Genomic DNA, 15,899 nt, shown 5'->3' with positions numbered 1-15,899 from the left:
GAGTTCCCGCTGCAGGTGCGACTCAGGAAGGCGCGGTGGTGCGGGAACTCACGGCTGGACGGAGAGCCGGATCAGCGGATCTCGGTGACCCGTTGTTCCTTCAGCGAACCGCAGTTGGAGTTCTCCACCGACACGTAGACGTTGTCGATGCTGCCGCCCCAGCTCACGCAGAAGTTCTTGCCGTAGACGTAGGCCGGTCCCGCGTACGAGCTGTAGTCGTCGGCGTCGCCCGCGTACTCGTCCGTCGCGGGGATGTAGACCCACGTGGACATGGGCTTGAGCGTGCCCGGGTTCTTGCGGATGGTCGCGACGCAGTTCTCGCCGTTCGCGGAGTTGTAGGTCAGGTAGACGGTGCCCAGCGAGCCGACGGGCGCCGAGTTCACCGTCTTGTAGGCCTTGCCGCAGACACCCTGTGGGGTGACGTTCGGAGCGGCGGAGGCCGTCGTGGCGAAGGCGGTCGAGGCGCCCACCGCGAGTGCGGCTAAGGCCCCCATCGTCACGACATTACGCACCTTTCTCATATTTCCCCCTTGTAGCCATGAGAGCGCCTTTGCTCTCACAGGATGTGACCCGCGAGGGGCACGGATGGTTGCCCCGGTATTCCCTTGAGATGCGTGACGGGGCGTGCGGGCCTGGTCAGAGGGTGAGAAGTTCTTCGTGGAAGCCGCCGAACTCGCGCTCGGGGTCGATGAGATGGATCTCCAGGATCCAGTGGCAGCGGCGCCCGGCCTTGTCGGTGCGGCGCAGTGGGGTGGTGTTGGCGGGGGTGATGTACGACTCCACGTCCGCGCCGTCGATCCACTCGTGCGGGAACTCGCCGACCAGGTGGCCGGCGTGCCAGCCGCCCAGCGCCCACCCCGCCTCCCCGGCCAGCCTCTCCACTTCGGCGTACAGCCGGGCTCCGGTGATGTCCGGGTCGGCCTCGAAGAACCTGCGGCCGGCCGCGAAGACGCGTGACAGGTCGCCGCGGAGTCGGTGCTTGACGGGGTCGTCGCCGAGGACGAAGGTCCGGCCGAAGTCGGCCTCGTACTCCTCGAAGATCGGGCCGAAGTCGGCGAACACGATGTCGTCCGTGGCGATCACCCGGTCCGGCGGGTTCTCCCGGTAGGGCTTCAGCGTGTTGGGGCCGGAGCGGACGATCCTCTTGTGCCAGTGGCGGGTCGTGCCGAACAGTTCGTTGGCCAAATCCCTGACCCGGTCGCTGACCGCGCGCTCGCTCTCGCCGGGGGCGACGAGACCGCGCACCTCCATCTCCGCGAAGAGCCGTACCGCCTTCGCCTGGGCGTCCAGCAGCCGTGCCGCGCGCGTGGGTTCGTCGTCCGCCATGGGCCGACCGTAGTGAGAGAGATCGCTTCCGGCAACGGGATTTCGCCGACTGGCTTCGGGGGGCGTTCTGGAAGCGTTTCCAGGTGTGCCCGAGTGGCCGTTCCGAGGCATCAACACCCGTGAACTCCGCCAATGTTGACGCTTCGTCAGCCTTGACGCTCATCTCGGGCGGTGCTTCCATCACAGGTGTGTAAACGGTTCAAGTCCCCGCGGTACGACTCGTCGACGGTTCCGTTCCGGCACAGGAGGTTGTCATGCGCATGACTTTCATGGGGGCCGTCTGTGCCGTGCTGGCCGTCGGGGCGGCCGGGCTCACCTCGCCCGGCGCGGCCACGGCCGTGGTCGACGAGACGCCGAGGGTTCAGGCCGCGCGGGTGATGGAGAACCTGGGGCGCGGGGTCGTGGCGGTGCGCTCCGGCGCCGCCCAGGTGCTCGTCTCGTGGCGGCTGCTGGGGCTCGACCCGGACGGCATCGGCTTCCACGTGTACCGCTCCACCGGCGGTGGCGCTTACGTCAGGCTCAACGCGAGCGTCCTGACGGGCGGGACCAACTACGTAGACTCCACGGCCGACCTGACGCGCTCCAACACCTACCGGGTCGCTGCGGTGGTGGGCGGGCAGGAGCAGACGCCCAGCGGGGCCTTCACCTTGACGGCCGATCACGCCACGGAGCCGGTGGTCCGCGTACCGCTGCGCGCCGGTGGTCCGGTGAAGTTCGTCTGGGTCGGCGACCTCGACGGCGACGGCGAGTACGACTATGTGGTGGACCGGCAGACCTCCCCGCAGAAGCTGGAGGCGTACAGCGGTCGAGGCCAGTTCCTCTGGGACGTCGACCTGGGGCCGAACAGCGTGAACCAGGACAACATCGAACCCGGGTCGTCCGCGATCGACGTCGGCCACTGGGACGGCATCACCGTGTACGACTTCGACAGCGACGGCCGTGCCGAGGTCGCCCTGAAGATCGCCGACGGTGTCAGACTCGGTGACGGGACGACCTGGACGCACGCGGACGACGCACGTCAGTTCATGGCGATTCTCGACGGCCGGACCGGAGCGCTGCGCAACTGGGCCGCCGTGCCGACCACCTACCTCGGCGACGGTCCGATGGGCGCGCGGCTCGGCGTCGCGTATCTCAACGGCACCACGCCGAGCCTGGTGGCATACATGAAGAACCGGCGTGACGACGGGGCGTTCAATCTGATGATGGCCGCCTGGCGGTTCAACGGCAGCGCGCTGCGGCAGGAGTGGACGTGGCTGCGCGGCGGCCAGAACGCCCCCGACGGGCACAACACCCGTGCCGTGGACGTCGACGGGAACGGGACGGACGAGGTCGCCGAGATCGGCTTCGTCCTGAACGGCGACGGCTCCCTGCGCTACTCGATGGCGCCGCAGGGCATCATCCACGGCGACCGCTTCCACCTCGCCGACATGGACCCCGCCCGCCCGGGACTCGAGGGCTACGGCGTGCAGCAGGACAATCCGAGCGGCCTCCTGGAGTACTACTACGACGCGGCCACCGGCTCCGTCCTCTGGAGGCACGGCGGCGGCCCCGCCGACATCGGGCGGGGCATGGCCGGCGACGTGGATCCGCGCTTCCCCGGCATGGAGGTCTGGTCCTTCTCCGGCCTCTACAACGCGCCCTCCGACAGGCTCACCGAACCGAACACCTCACTGCGCCCGTGGCCGCAGTTGGGGCTGTGGTGGGACGGCGACCTCACCATGGAACTGCTCAACGACGGGAAGATCGAGAAGTGGGATCCGGCCCGCCCGACCCCGACCGGCAGTCTGCCCCGGCTCGTCAGCACCTGGAACCACGGCGCCGTCACCGCCGCGCAGGGCGGTCCCACCCTGGTCGGTGACATCCTCGGCGACTGGCGGGAGGAGGCCGTCTACACCAACGCCTCCCACGACGAGCTGATCGTCTTCACCACCGACCGGCCCACCGCCACCCGGCTCTACACACCGGCCCACAACCCCGCCTACCGCAACGCCATGACCTTCAAGGGCTATCTGCAGTCCCATCACGTCGACTACTTCCTCGGCGCCGGCATGACCCGGCCGCCCCGGCCGAACATCGCCTACGCGGGAGGCGCTCCGCTCGCGTAGCCCCGCCCCGCGGGCCTGCTCGACGCCGTCGACGGCTACCTGCCCGTCCCCGCCGTCAAGTGTCGGACGGGGGTGCCCGCGAGGAAGGCGACGATGTCCTCCACCGCCTCCGCGTAGAAGGTGCGGTAGTTGTGCTCGGTGACGTAGCCGAGGTGCGGGGTGGCGAGGACGTTGGGGAGGGTGCGGAAGGGGTCGTCGGCGGGGAGGGGCTCGCTGTCGAAGACGTCGAGGCCGGCGCCGGCGATCCATCCCTCGCGCAGGGCGCGCAGCAGTGCCGTCCGGTCGACGATGGCGGCGCGCGAGGTGTTGACGAGGTATGCGTGCGGGCGCATGGCGCGCAGTTCCGGCTCGCCCAGCAGGCCCCGGGTGCGGTCGGACAGGACGAGGTGGACGGAGACGAAGTCGCTGCGGCCGAGCAGGTCCTTCTTGTCCTCGGCCAGTCGGGCGCCCGCCTCGGCCGCCCGCTCGGCGGTGAGGTTCTCGCTCCAGGCCAGGACCTCCATGCCGAAAGCGGTGGCGACGCGGGCCACCCGGCTGCCGATCTTGCCGAGTCCGAGCAGACCGAGGGTGCGGCCGTGCAGGTCCTGGCCGACGGTGGACTGCCAGGGGCCGTTCTCGCGCAGGGCCCGGTTCTCGACGGTGACCTGGCGGGCGAGACCGAGGAGCAGCGCCCAGGTCAGCTCGACGGGCGGGGTGGAACTGCTCGCCGTGCCGCAGACCGTCACGCCCTGGGCCCGTGCCGCCGCGAGGTCGATGGAGGCGTTGCGCATGCCCGTGGTGATCAGCAGGCGCAGGCGGGGCAGTCGGCGCAGGAGATCGGCGTCGAAGGGGGTGCGTTCCCGCATGGCCACGACGATCTCGCAGTCGGCGAGTTCGGCCACGAGCCGGTCCCGGTCGGTGATGTGCTCGCGGAGCGTGCGCACCTCGACCCGGTCGGCGAGGGGGCTCCAGTCCGCCAGGGTCAGGGCGGCGTCCTGATAGTCGTCCAGCACGGTGCAGTGGAGGGTCATGCGGACAGTCTGCCGTCCATCGACCGGCGCCTCGGGTGCGGGTTGGGGTGGGGTGTGAGGGGGTCTGGGTGGGGTGCGGGTGCGGGGCCGTGCGGGCGGTTGTCGGGGCGCGTGCCGCGGTGGGTGGGGCGCGGTGGGCGGGTTACCTTCGGCGGTATGGACGGTGATCTCGGGAGCTGGCGCCGGTGCGCGCTCGGTGGCGCGGTGTTCGCCGTGTGCATGGCCGGCACGACGCTGCCGACTCCGCTGTACGGCCTCTACCAGGAGAAGTTCGGTTTCTCCGAGCTCACGGTCACCGTGGTCTACGCCGTCTACGCCTTCGGGGTCATCGGTGTGCTGCTGCTGGCGGGGAACGCCTCGGACGCCGTGGGCCGGCGCCCGGTGCTGTGGTGGGGCCTGGGGTTCGCGGCGGCGAGTGCCGTCTGCTTCCTGTGCGCCACCGCGCTGGGCTGGCTGTACGTGGGGCGGCTGCTGTCGGGGCTGTCCGCCGGCCTGTTCACCGGGGCCGCCACGGCGTACGTGATGGAGCTGGCGCCGCGTGGTGGTGCCTCGCGGGCCACGTTCGTGGCGACCGCCGCGAACATGGGCGGGCTCGGCTGCGGTCCGCTGCTCGCCGGGGTGCTCGCGCAGTACGCCGAGTGGCCGCTGTATCTGCCGTTCGCCGTCCATCTCGCCCTGGTGGCCTGCGCGGCCGCCGTCCTGCTGGGGCTTCCGGAAACCGTGCGGGAGCGACGGCCGCCGGCCACCGTACGACCGCGGCGGCCCAGCCTGCCGCCGTCGGTGCGGGCGGTGTTCGGGCCCGCGGCGGCCGCCTCCTTCGTGGGGTTCGCCCTGTTCGGGGTCTTCACCTCGGTCAGCCCGGCCTTCCTCGCCCAGTCCCTGGACGTGCGCGATCACGCGGTGAGCGGGCTGGTCGTCGCGCTGGCCTTCTTCGCCTCCACGGCCGGGCAGTTGGCCGTCGGACGCATCGGTGTGCGCCGGTCGCTGCCGCTGGGCTGCGCCGGGCTGCTGGCCGGGCTGGCGCTGCTGGCGGGCGCGCTGCACTGGGAACTGTTGGCGCTCGTGGTCCTGAGTGCCGTGGTGGGCGGGGCCGCGCAGGGGCTGGCGTTTCGTGGAGCGCTGTCCGCCGTGGCCGCCGCGTCGGCGCCGGACCGCCGGGCGGCCGTGATCTCGGCGCTGTTCGTGGTGGCCTACACGGGGATCTCGGTGCCGGTCATCGGCGTGGGTCTCCTGGCGGAGCCGATGGGTCTGGAAGGCGCGGGGCTCGTCTTCATCGCGTGCATGGCGGTGCTGGTGTCGTCCGCGGGCGTGTATCTGCTGCGACGTCCGGTACCGGCTCCGACGGCGGAGACGGAGTGACAGGGCTGAGGGGTTCATCGGTCGCTGGGAGTAGGTCCCGCGCCCCAGGTGCGGTGCGCGCCCGAGTGGCTAGGGTCCGTCCCCATGGAGACCACGGAAATCGTTCGTCGCCGTACGGCTGAGCGTGTGCGCGACACTCTGGAGCGGCTCGTCAGCGAGCGGGACGTCTGGCTGTCGACGGCTCACCCTGAACACGGGCCGCACCAGGTGCCGTTGTGGTTCCTTTGGGACGGGCGGGCGGTGTGGATGTGCACCGGCGCCGCGTCCGTGACCGTGCGGAACGTCCGCGCGGAGCCGCGCGTGCGCCTGTCGCTGCCGGACACGTTCGACGTGGTGCTGCTCCAGGGGGAAGCGGTGTGTTTCCCCGACCAGGAGGTGCCCCGGGACGCGGCGGAGGCGTTCACCGGGAAGTTCGGGTGGGATCCGCGCGTGGAGGACGGTTCCTTCGTGTATGTCCGCGTGGTTCCGACGACCGTGCGCGCTTGGCGCGGCGAGCCGGAACTACGCGGGCGAATCGTCATGCGCGACGGCGCGTGGTTGGAGTGACGACGGCCGACCCTCACCGGCGCGGCTGTCGGAGCGGGTTCCAGTGGCTCCAGGTGGGGATGGGTTCGCGGGACTCGTGAAGGCTCCTCCGGAAGATCGGGACGATGCAGACGATGGGGTGGCCAGAGCATTGTCGTCAGCGGGCGACGAGGGCGCGAGTGTGTTTCCGCGGCGTGGGCGACGGGGGTGGCGCAGCCGACGTGGGTGGCACGGCCGACGTGGGTGGCACGGCGCCCTTGCTTTGGCAGGTACTGCACAACAAAGCTTGCCGGGCCCCTGTTCGCCGACCGTGATGTGGAGTCCTCGCCGTGCCCCGCCTGATTCCGGACACCCGGCCGCAACGCGTACTCGCGGCCTCGAACTTCGTCTACACCGTCGGCAACGGCCTGTATCTGACCGCCGGAGTGCTGTACTTCACGCAGGCGGTGCGGCTTCCGGCGGACCAGGTGGGGCTCGGTCTCGGACTGGCGGGTCTGGTCGCGCTGGCTCTCGGTGTGACCGTCGGTCACCTGGCGGACCGGTTCGGGGCGCGCGGCGTCTACGCGGTGACCCTCACGGTCCAGGCCGGGGCCACGGCCGGTTTCGTCCTGGCGGACAGCTTCTGGCCGTTCGTGCTCGCGGTCTGCGCGGCGGCGGGTGCGAAGACGGCGGGCACGGCGGCCCGTTCCCCGCTCATCAGGCACTACGGAGGGGAACGGCCGCAGGAGTTCCGCGCCTATCTGCGCGCGGTGACCAACCTGGGCATCTCCCTCGGCGCCGTACTGGCGGGCTGGGTGGTTCAGGTGGGCACGCTCACCGCCTACCAGCTGATGGTCGTCGGCAACGCGATCGCCTTCGTGTTCTCCGCGGTGGTCCTGGTCCTCCTTCCCCCGGTCGCGCCGCTGCCCGCCGTCGGCGGCCCCCGCTGGACCGCCCTCCGCGACCGCCCCTATCTGCTGCTCACCGGCCTGGACGGCGTCATGGCCGTGCAGTTCAAGGTGCTCACCGTGGGCATCCCGCTCTGGCTCGTCGGCGCCACCACGGCCCCAGACTGGCTCATCTCGGGCACCATCCTCACCAGCACGGTCATCGTCATCGCCTTCCAGGTGCGGGCGAGCCGCAGCATCGTCTCCCCAGCGGCCGGCGGGGACGCCTACCGGCGGGCGGGCGTGGCCTTCCTCGTCTCCTGCTCGCTGATCTCGCTGGCGGCGGGCATACCGGCGTGGGCCGCCGCGGCCCTGCTCATCACGGCGGCGGTGATCCACACGATCGGCGAACTGTGGTACTCCGCCGCGGGTTTCGAGGTGTCCTTCGCCCTCGCCCCGCAGCACGCCACCGGCCAGTATCTGGGCGTGTTCGGTCTGGGCGCGGGACTGGCGGACGCCCTCGGACCGGCTCTGATCATCTCGCTCTGCATCACCTGGGGCCGCCCCGGGTGGTACGTCGTCGGGGGCCTGTTCGCCCTGACGGGACTGGCCGCGCCGCTCGCCGTCCGCTGGGCGGAGCGTCGGCAGCGCGCTCGTCACACGGAGCCCGGGCACGGGCCCACGGAGAACGCGTCGGCCGCGGGGTCCGTGTGACCTCAGGTGGCAACCTGAGGCGGCGGCTTCAGCAGGTGGCTTCAGCGGGCGATCAGGCGCACGGTGGCGTGCGCCGGGCCGTTCACCGTGATCGAACGCAGCGGTTCCGGGTCGCCGACCGGCTCGACGACGGCGACCTGCTCCGCGAGCGTCTCCAGCAGCATCCGGGTCTGGTGGCGGGCCATGGTGCTGCCGATGCAGACGTGTTCGCCCGTGCCCAGGGCCAGATGGCGGTTGGGCTGCCGGCCGAGGTCAAACCGGTCCGGGTCCCGGAACACCGACTCGTCCCGGTTGGCCGAGGGGATCCACAGCACGACGCGGTCGCCGGCGGCGATGTGCCGGCCCCCGAGGACCGTGTCGACGGTGGCTGTCCGCATGCTGTGCGTGGCGCTGCTCGTCCAGCGCAGCACCTCCTCCGCGGCGGTCCTGACGAGCCCGCCGTCCCGCTCCCGCACCAGGCGCTCCCACTGCCGTGGATGCGCGGCGAGAGCGAGGATCCCGGCCGCCATCGACAGACCGGCGTTCTCCGACGCCCCGACGAGGTTCTCGACGCCCAGCAGTATCTCCGTCTCGGTCGACAGCTCGCCGCGCACCTCATTGTTGACGAACATGCCCATCGCGTCGTCGGCGGGTTCCTCCATCCGCGCGTACATCAGCTCGATGAAGTAGCGCATGAGCGGGAGGTGGCCGGTGAGCGGCTTCCCGGATTCGAACGCCTCTGTGGTCCAGGTCAGCAATCGCTCCCGGTCCTCGGGCGGCACACCGAGCAGGCGGCCGATGTTGAGGCCGGAGAGCCGGGCGCCGATGTCGTGGACGACGTCGCAGGTGCCCGATGCGACAGCGCTCGTCACGACCGCGCGGATCTCGGCGCGCAGCTCGCCCGCCAGGGAGCGGGCGCACCGTTCGCTGAACCGGTCGGCCACCTGCCCGCGCAGGGCGCGGTGCCGGGGCGGATCGGTGAGGGCCATGGTGAGGCCGCTGCCGGGGTCCTCCCCCAGTTCCGTCGGCCGCAGCAGGACGCCCCGCTCGGAGCTGAAGACGGCCGGGTTCTGGTACACGTCCCGGATGTCCTCGTACCGGGTGAGCGACCAGAAGCCCGGCAGATCCCCCGGTTCGTGCCAGTGGACCGGTGCGTGCCGTCTCATCCAGCGCCACAGCTCGTACACCTCGCCGGAGGCGTGCAGCTCCGGGTCGACGACACCGCCGGGGTCGACGGCACCGGTGGGATCGACGGCACCGGTAGGGCCGGGTGTCACCGCGGTCATCGGGCGGCTCCCGTCGCGATGAGGGCGAGACGGTCGTGGAAGCCGTCCAGCAGTTTCCGTGCGGTGGCCTCGGCGACGACGTCCCGGCGGTACGACAGCACCACGTCGAGCGCGCCGCCCTCGTCCGGCCACACCTCCAGGTGCAGCTCCAACGGGAGGGCAGGGTACGGCTGGCGTATGTGGGTGGCGACGACGCCGGGGAGGTCGAGCCGGGGTGGTGGGTTGTCCTGGAGGGCGAAGAGGGTCTGGAAGACGGGTGGCCGACCCGGTGTCGTCGCGGAGGCCTCGGCGACGGCCGTGAAGGGGACGGCGCCCCGGCCGAAGGCCTCGTGGACCAGTCTGCGGGTCTCGCGGATGCCGTCCTCGCCGCCGGCCACGGCCGCGCCGCGCAGGCGTACCGGCACCATGTCGATCAGGCAGCCGACGGCACGCTCCAGCTCCGGGAGCGCGCGTTCGGCGACGGGGACGCCCACCGCGAAGTCCCGCTGCCCGCAGATCTCGGCCACGGTGTCCGCCCAGGCCGACAGGAGCACCACGAACCGGCTCGCCCCGAGTGCCGTGCCCCGCGCGTCGAGGCCCGCCGCGAGGGGGGCGGGTACGGGCCTGTCCAGGTGGCGTGTCCCGCTGTCGCCGGGGTCGGCCGGTTCGGGCCAGCGGAGTTCGGGCACGTCGCGGAACTCCTGCCGTACCCGCGCCGTGCGGGCCGCCGGGTCCGTCACGGCGGTGGCGGCCGCCGTGAGTGCCGTCCGTTCGGCCGGGGTGGGCGGGAGGGGGCCCGGCTCGCGTCCGGCGTAGGCGTCCGACAGGTCGCGTGCCAGGACGGATTCCGACCGTCCGTCGAAGACGATGTGGTGGACCAGGAGTCCGAAGAGCCAGCCGCCGTGGTCGGTCAGCGGCACCAGCGCGGTGCGCCACAGGTCGGCGTCCCGCGGTTCGAGGGGCTCCTCGAAGAGTGCCCGCAGCGCGAGGACCGCCTCGTCGACGGTCGGCCGGGCGTCCAGCAGTTCCAGGGGCGGGGCCGGGATGTCGGTGACCTCGGCATGGGGCCGGGGGTCCGCGCGGAAGGCAATGCGCAGGGTCTGGTGCCGCTCGTGGACGGCGGCGACGGCCGCCTCCAGGGTGTCCGGGTCCAGCCGGTCGTCCAGGTGCCAGGTCATGACGCAGTACTGGGAGAGGTCCTGCGGCGCCGTCAGATGGCGGGTGAGGAAGACCAGTTCCATGGGGGTCAGCGGGACGTCACCGTGCGGTGGTGGCGCGGGGACGCCGACAGCCGGCACCGTCCGGAGCCAGGTGCCGAGGCGTTCGGCCGAGGGATGCTCGTACAGGCTCGACAGCGGAACCGGACGTCCCACGCGCTTGCCGATCCGGGTGCAGGCGCGGGCAGCCTGGAGCGAGGAGCCGCCCAGCTCGAAGAACGAGGCGAGCGGCGGCACGGAACGTCTCCCCAGTACGGCGGTGAAGGTCTGGGCCACGAGCCGCACGAGCGGGTCGTCGACGGGGCCGTGGTGGGTCTCGTCCGGCTCGTCGGGCAGGCTCGCCAACAGGGCCCGGTCGTCCAGCTTGCCGGTGCCGGTCAGCGGGAAGGCGTCCACGACGGCGACGGCGACGGGGCGTTGGTGTGCGGGCAGATGACGGGCTAGCGTCGCCGACACGTCCGCGAGGACGGCCGGTACGTCGGTAGGAACAGTGGGTACGTCGGTGAGAACAGACGGTACGTCCGTGAAGTCAGCCGGTACGTCCGTCGAGGCGTCCGGCGGTGTGTCGCCGGGCCGTCCCGGTACGCAGAAGGCGACCAGTTCGTGGGCGCCGCCGAGTTCGTTCCAGCGCGGGACCACCCGGCAGTCGGCGACGGACCGGACCAGGCGGACGATCTGCCGCTCCACCTCGGCCGGTTCGACGCGATGGCCGCGGACCTTGACCTGCCGGTCGAGCCGCCCGCGGAACTCGATGATCCCGTTCTCGTCGCGGACGCCCAGATCTCCGGTGCGGTACAGCCGGACCCGCTCACCGAGAATGTCGACGGCCGTGAACTTCTCGGCCGTGAGGGCCGGTTCACCGAGGTAGCCGTGGGCCAGACCGTCGCCCGCGACGCAGATCTCCCCCGGTTCCCCGGCGGCGCAGGGGCGGTCGCCGTCGAGGACGAAGACGGACGTGCCGGGCACCGCACGCCCGAGCGGGATACCGCCGGGCCGGGCACAGTCCGCGACGGTGATGCGGTGGGTGGTGGTGAACACCGTGCTCTCGACCGGGCCGTAGCCGTTGACGAGGGCCGTGTCCGGGAACCGGTCGAGGAAGCGGCCGACGTGGCGGGCGGACAGGCGTTCGCCGCCGATCATCAGCTGGGACAGGCCGCTCATCGCGGACAGGTCCTCGTCGACGATCAGGTTGAACAGGCTGCTGGTCAGCCACACCGTGTTCACCCCGTGGCCGGTGACCAGCGCGCGCAGGGCCTCGGCCGTCAGGAACGGCTCGTCGATCAGGACACCGGTCCCGCCGTTGTGGAGCGCGGCCCACAGTTCCAGGGAGAACGCGTCCCACGGCAGTGCCGCCGCGAGGGGGACGACCGTGTCCCGGTCGAAGCGCGCGAAGGTGCCGGGCCCGAAGAGCCGGGCCGTGGCCCGGTGCGGAGTCACCACTCCCTTGGGCCGTCCCGTGGTGCCGGACGTGAAGAACACACAGCACGCGTCGGTGTCCCGCACCGTCACGGCGGCGCGTCGGGCGGGGCGGTGTTCCGGGTCGTCGTCGGACGGGTCCCACAGCGGTGCGGACAGCCGCGCCGGCGTGCCCGGGCGGGCGACCACGAGGGGCGGGTGGAGCTGGTCGACCACGGCGTCGAGACGGGTCGGCGGCCAGTCGGGATCGAGCAACGCGTAGGCGGCACCGCATTTGAGAACGGCGAGCAGAGCGACGACCAGATCCACGGAGCGCGGCATCAGGATCGGCACGAGATGACCCTGTTCGACACCGGCGGCGGCGAGCCGGTCGGCTAATCGCTCGGCGCGGGCGTCCAATTCACCGTAGGAGACCTGGATGTTCCCCGCAATGAGGGCGATGCGTCGCGGCTCAGCGGCCGCCTGTGCGGCGAAGACATCGTGCAGTCCTTCCCCCGGTGATTCCATCGACTGCAACTCGTCGACTCCCTTCGCAATCAGGAGCGTACGACGTTGCCATGTCTGATCGTTTCCTGCCAACCTCCCGCCAACCCCCTTTTCTTAAAAAAGGGTTGAGACTGTCTGCCGCATGAATATGATCACTGGGCGACACGGCACCGGCGCGGCATCTGATGGAATATCCGATTTCCAACGGCATGATGGGGGACGTTGTGACGAGTCGGGATCGTTCCCTGGACATCGCGGTCACGGGTATCGCGGCGCGGTTACCGGGTCCCAGGGGAATGGACGAGTGGTGGGACTCGCAACTCCGGGGCACTGTGCACAGCCGGCGCTACACGCGGGAGGAGTTGCTCGCGGCCGGGGTGCCCGCCGCGCTGGCCGACGACCCGGACTACGTGCCCGTACGCGGTCATCTCGACGACTGGGACCGGTTCGACCACGACTTCTTCCAGATCCGCGGGCGCGAGGCGGAACTGATGGACCCCCAGCATCGCTGGATGCTGGAGGTGGCCCACAACGCCCTCGCGGACGCGGGGGTCGCGCCCCGGGACGACACCCTGGTGACCAGCGTCTACGCGTCGATGACGGGCAGCGGCTACATGCGCGCCATGGTCCGTGGCGGCGACCTCGATCCGGGCCTGCTGGACGATGTGATCCACGGGACCGAGCCGGACTTCATGGCGAGCCGCGTGGCCTACAGGCTCGGCCTGACCGGGCCCGCGTTCGCCGTGCAGACGGCCTGTTCCTCCTCCCTCGTGGCCGTGCACCTGGCGGTGCAGGCGCTGCTCGGCGGTGACTGCGACCAGGCCCTGGTGGTGGGGGCCGGGTTCGGTTATCCCCAAGCGGGCCATCTGCACCAGCCGGGGGGTGTGCTGTCCGCGACGGGGGCCTGCCGTCCGTTCGACCGGCACGCGGACGGGGTGATCGCCGGGTCGGGTGCGGGTGCCGTGGTGCTGCGGCGGCTGTCGGACGTCACCGACGACGATCCCGAGCCGTACGGGGTCATCCTGGGCAGCGCGATCAACAACGACGGGCACGCGAAGGCCGGTTACTACGCGCCCTCCTCGGCGGGGCAGGAGCGGGTCATCGGCGCGGCGCTGGACGCGGCCGAGGTGGACGGCGGCTCCCTCGGGTATCTGGAGGCCCACGGCACGGGCACGCGGATCGGGGACCCGATCGAGTGGACGGCGGCCAACGCCGCGCTGCGCGCCGGTGGGGCCCGGCCGGGGAGCGTGGCGGTGGGCGCGCTGAAGGCGGGCGTCGGCCACCTGGACGCCGCCGCGGGGGTTGCCGCGCTGATCAGGGCGCTGCTCGTGGTGCGCAGCGGTGTGATCCCGCCGGTCGCGGGGTTCACCGAGCCCAACCCCCTGCTGGAGACCGGGGACTGCCCCCTGTACATACCCACCGAGGCCGTCCCGTGGCCCGGCGAGGGCCCGCGACGCGCCGGGGTGAGCGCGTTCGGCATCGGAGGCACCAACGCGCACGTCGTGATCGAACAACCACCGCCACGCAAGCCGACCGCCCCGGGGGCCGGGGCCCCGCACACGTCGACCGCGGCGCGCATGCCGGCCCCGGAGGACGCGTGGACCGCCGAGCACGCGTCGACCGCCGACGAGCCAGGGCCGACGCGCGTACCGAGCGCCCTCACGGCTGCGGCTTCGGGCGACACTGCCGGGTTCGGAGAGGCGGCGCCGCACGAGGCAGCCGGGCTCGGGGCTGCGGCCCTGCAGGAGACAGCCAGCCCCGAGGCTGCGGTCCCGCGTGCGTGGGCCCGTGCGGAGGCCGGGGCGTCGCACCCGTCGGCCGTGGCCGAGACGCGGACGTCGCTCCAGGCGGGTCTCCGCTCCCCCGTGCCGGAGCCGCCGGAGCGGCTGGTGTTGGTGTCGGCGGCCGATTCCGGGGCGCTTGAGCGTGTGGTGGACGGTCTCGCCGTTCATCTCGTGGAGCACGACCCGGATCTCGGTGAGGTCTGCCGCACGCTGGCCAAGGGGCGCGCGGCCCTGGGCGAACGCCTGACCGTCACGGGTCGTACGAGTGCCGAGGTCGCCGAGCGACTCGCCGCCCGGTCCGGGACCTCCCGGGGCACCGCGCCGGTCACGGGCCCCGCGCCGGTGGTCCTCCTCTTCCCCGGCGGCGGCACCCAACGCCCGGGCATGGCCGAGCCGTTCACCGCTCTCCCTGGATTCCGCCCGGCGCTCGACCGCTGCCTCGCCGCCTTCCCCACCTCGTTGTCCGCGACGATCCGCCGGGCCGTGCACGACCCGGACTTCCCCGCCGACGAGCTGAACCGGCCCGCACTGGCGCAGCCGGCGCTCTTCGCCGTCGGCCACGCGGCGGCGACCGCGCTCATGGAGCTGGGGGTCCGGCCCGCCGCGGTCTGCGGGCACAGTTCCGGCGAGATCACCGCCGCCACGGTCGCCGGCGTCTTCGGGCTCGAGGAGGCGGCCGCGTTCATCACGGCGCGCGGCCGGGCCATGCAGGAATGTCCGGAAGGCGCGATGGTGGCCATCGGCGCGGACGTGAAGCAGGCGCTCGCACTCGCCGAGGAATGGGGCCTGGAACTCGACGTGGCCGCGGTCAACGGACCGGACTCCTGCGTGCTGGGAGGGCCCGCCGAGCAGGTCGACGAGTATCTGCGGCGCGTCGGCGACACCTGCTTCGTACGGCGCCTGCGCTACTCCCACGCCGGCCACTCCCGTCTGATCGAGCCTGCGCTGCCCGCTCTCACCCGGGCCATGTCGGGCATCGAACTCCGGCCGTCGGCCCTTCCGATCGCGCTCAACGAGTCCGGACGGGTCGTCCCGGCCGGTACGGTCCTCCCGCCCGACACGTTCGTCACGCAGGTCCGGCGGTCCGTGCTGTTCGGCGCCGCCCTCGACTCGCTGGCCGAGCACCTGTCGGGTGCCCTGGCCGTGGAGATCGGTCCGGGGCGCCCCCTGTCGCCCTCGGCCGAGGCTGCCGGACTGCCCGTCGTCGCCCTGGACCGGGCCAGGGACACACCGGGGTCGACGGCGCTCGCCGGTGTGGGCGCTCTGTGGGCCCTGGGCCAGCCGATCACGGTGGGCGGGCTGACCGGCGAGGGCCGCAGGGCCAGGCTGCCCGGCTATCCCTTCTCGGGGCCGCGCTCGGTCGCCCCGGAAGCACTCGCCCCGACCGAGAACCCACCCCGCACCGCGCCTCTGGGACCACCGACCGGAGCGCCGGGAGAGCAACCGACCAGAGCACCAGAAGAGGAACCGGCCGGAGCATCCGCACCACCGACGAGGGCGCCGAGCCAACCACTGCGACCACCGGAACCCGAGCACCCGGCGCCCCTCGACCCCACCGAAGGAGTGACCCGGATCTGGGCGGAACTGCTCGGTCGGGACGATTTCCCGGCGGACGCCGACTTCTTCGCCGAAGGCGGTGACTCCCTGCTGATCACACGGCTCATCCGCAGGGTGAACAACGACTTCGAGATCCGTGTCCCCGTACGCGAGATGCTGGCCCGGCGGACACTGAACGGTCATATCGCGGTGGTTCACCGAATCCAGGACGAATCCGACCGCTAATCACGTTCCCGACCATGGGGCAGGCGAACACAATTCGGTTGCCCCACACCACGGATCACCAAATT

The 15,899-nt window shown here is 71.8% G+C and carries 10 protein-coding genes; 5 read left to right on the top strand and 5 right to left on the bottom strand.

The window, feature by feature from the left end:
* Window positions 1–71: 71 nt before the first annotated feature.
* Both PUR53_RS17860 and PUR53_RS17855 read right to left on the bottom strand, forming a co-directional pair.
* The gene (locus PUR53_RS17860; protein WP_329900786.1) at window positions 72–521 is read right to left on the bottom strand and encodes a spore-associated protein; all 450 of its coding nucleotides are present in this window, start codon (window positions 519–521) and stop codon (window positions 72–74) included.
* A 115-nt stretch (window positions 522–636) separates the two neighbouring features.
* Window positions 637–1,326 carry a M24 family metallopeptidase gene (locus PUR53_RS17855; protein ID WP_329908866.1) on the bottom strand — a complete coding sequence of 230 codons (690 nt, stop codon included), beginning with the start codon at window positions 1,324–1,326 and terminating at the stop codon, window positions 637–639.
* Between the two features lie 254 nt (window positions 1,327–1,580).
* Between PUR53_RS17855 and PUR53_RS17850 the strand changes: the two genes are divergently transcribed.
* Window positions 1,581–3,431: a rhamnogalacturonan lyase family protein gene (locus tag PUR53_RS17850; protein ID WP_329908865.1), complete on the top strand. Its 1,851-nt coding sequence runs from the start codon at window positions 1,581–1,583 to the stop codon at window positions 3,429–3,431.
* A gap of 35 nt (window positions 3,432–3,466) precedes the next feature.
* On the opposite strand, the gene PUR53_RS17845 is transcribed toward PUR53_RS17850, so the two are convergent.
* Window positions 3,467–4,441 carry a D-2-hydroxyacid dehydrogenase family protein gene (locus PUR53_RS17845; RefSeq protein WP_329900789.1) on the bottom strand — a complete coding sequence of 325 codons (975 nt, stop codon included), beginning with the start codon at window positions 4,439–4,441 and terminating at the stop codon, window positions 3,467–3,469.
* Window positions 4,442–4,597: 156 nt separating this feature from the next.
* Between PUR53_RS17845 and PUR53_RS17840 the strand changes: the two genes are divergently transcribed.
* From PUR53_RS17840 to PUR53_RS17830, 3 genes are all read left to right on the top strand, one after another.
* On the top strand, window positions 4,598–5,800 hold the full coding sequence (locus PUR53_RS17840) for an MFS transporter (protein ID WP_329908864.1): 1,203 nt from the start codon (window positions 4,598–4,600) through the stop codon (window positions 5,798–5,800).
* Between the two features lie 84 nt (window positions 5,801–5,884).
* Window positions 5,885–6,346, top strand: a complete 462-nt coding sequence (locus tag PUR53_RS17835) for a pyridoxamine 5'-phosphate oxidase family protein (RefSeq protein WP_329908863.1) — start codon at window positions 5,885–5,887, stop codon at window positions 6,344–6,346.
* Window positions 6,347–6,654: 308 nt separating this feature from the next.
* Window positions 6,655–7,905, top strand: coding sequence for an MFS transporter (locus tag PUR53_RS17830; RefSeq protein WP_329908862.1), 1,251 nt, complete (start codon window positions 6,655–6,657; stop codon window positions 7,903–7,905).
* Between the two features lie 41 nt (window positions 7,906–7,946).
* On the opposite strand, the gene PUR53_RS17825 is transcribed toward PUR53_RS17830, so the two are convergent.
* Both PUR53_RS17825 and PUR53_RS17820 read right to left on the bottom strand, forming a co-directional pair.
* Window positions 7,947–9,170, bottom strand: coding sequence for a cytochrome P450 (locus PUR53_RS17825; protein ID WP_329900793.1), 1,224 nt, complete (start codon window positions 9,168–9,170; stop codon window positions 7,947–7,949).
* The gene (locus PUR53_RS17820) at window positions 9,167–12,289 is read right to left on the bottom strand and encodes an amino acid adenylation domain-containing protein (protein WP_329908861.1); all 3,123 of its coding nucleotides are present in this window, start codon (window positions 12,287–12,289) and stop codon (window positions 9,167–9,169) included. Before PUR53_RS17820 ends, PUR53_RS17825 begins: the two co-directional genes overlap by 4 nt.
* Before the next feature lie 275 nt (window positions 12,290–12,564).
* Here PUR53_RS17820 and PUR53_RS17815 point away from each other — a divergent pair, with 275 nt between their 5' ends.
* On the top strand, window positions 12,565–15,834 hold the full coding sequence (locus PUR53_RS17815; RefSeq protein WP_443080318.1) for a beta-ketoacyl synthase N-terminal-like domain-containing protein: 3,270 nt from the start codon (window positions 12,565–12,567) through the stop codon (window positions 15,832–15,834).
* Window positions 15,835–15,899: the final 65 nt, after the last annotated feature.

The organism is Streptomyces sp. SP18BB07 (genome assembly GCF_036322545.1).
GTDB classification, from domain to species: Bacteria; Actinomycetota; Actinomycetes; order Streptomycetales; family Streptomycetaceae; genus Streptomyces; species Streptomyces deccanensis.
Note: the sequence above shows the minus strand (reverse complement) of the source record. Positions and strands in the feature narration are given on the sequence as shown.

What these genes read in the sequence shown, in the direction of transcription:
- PUR53_RS17855 (WP_329908866.1), bottom strand. Translation starts at nt 1,326, where the DNA reads ATGGCGGACGACGAACCCACGCGCGCGGCACGGCTGCTGGACGCCCAG.
- PUR53_RS17825 (WP_329900793.1), bottom strand. Translation starts at nt 9,170, where the DNA reads ATGACCGCGGTGACACCCGGCCCTACCGGTGCCGTCGATCCCACCGGT.
- PUR53_RS17860 (WP_329900786.1), bottom strand. Translation starts at nt 521, where the DNA reads ATGAGAAAGGTGCGTAATGTCGTGACGATGGGGGCCTTAGCCGCACTC.
- PUR53_RS17850 (WP_329908865.1), top strand. Translation starts at nt 1,581, where the DNA reads ATGCGCATGACTTTCATGGGGGCCGTCTGTGCCGTGCTGGCCGTCGGG.
- PUR53_RS17815 (WP_443080318.1), top strand. Translation starts at nt 12,565, where the DNA reads ATGGACGAGTGGTGGGACTCGCAACTCCGGGGCACTGTGCACAGCCGG.
- PUR53_RS17835 (WP_329908863.1), top strand. Translation starts at nt 5,885, where the DNA reads ATGGAGACCACGGAAATCGTTCGTCGCCGTACGGCTGAGCGTGTGCGC.
- PUR53_RS17840 (WP_329908864.1), top strand. Translation starts at nt 4,598, where the DNA reads ATGGACGGTGATCTCGGGAGCTGGCGCCGGTGCGCGCTCGGTGGCGCG.
- PUR53_RS17820 (WP_329908861.1), bottom strand. Translation starts at nt 12,289, where the DNA reads ATGGAATCACCGGGGGAAGGACTGCACGATGTCTTCGCCGCACAGGCG.
- PUR53_RS17845 (WP_329900789.1), bottom strand. Translation starts at nt 4,441, where the DNA reads ATGACCCTCCACTGCACCGTGCTGGACGACTATCAGGACGCCGCCCTG.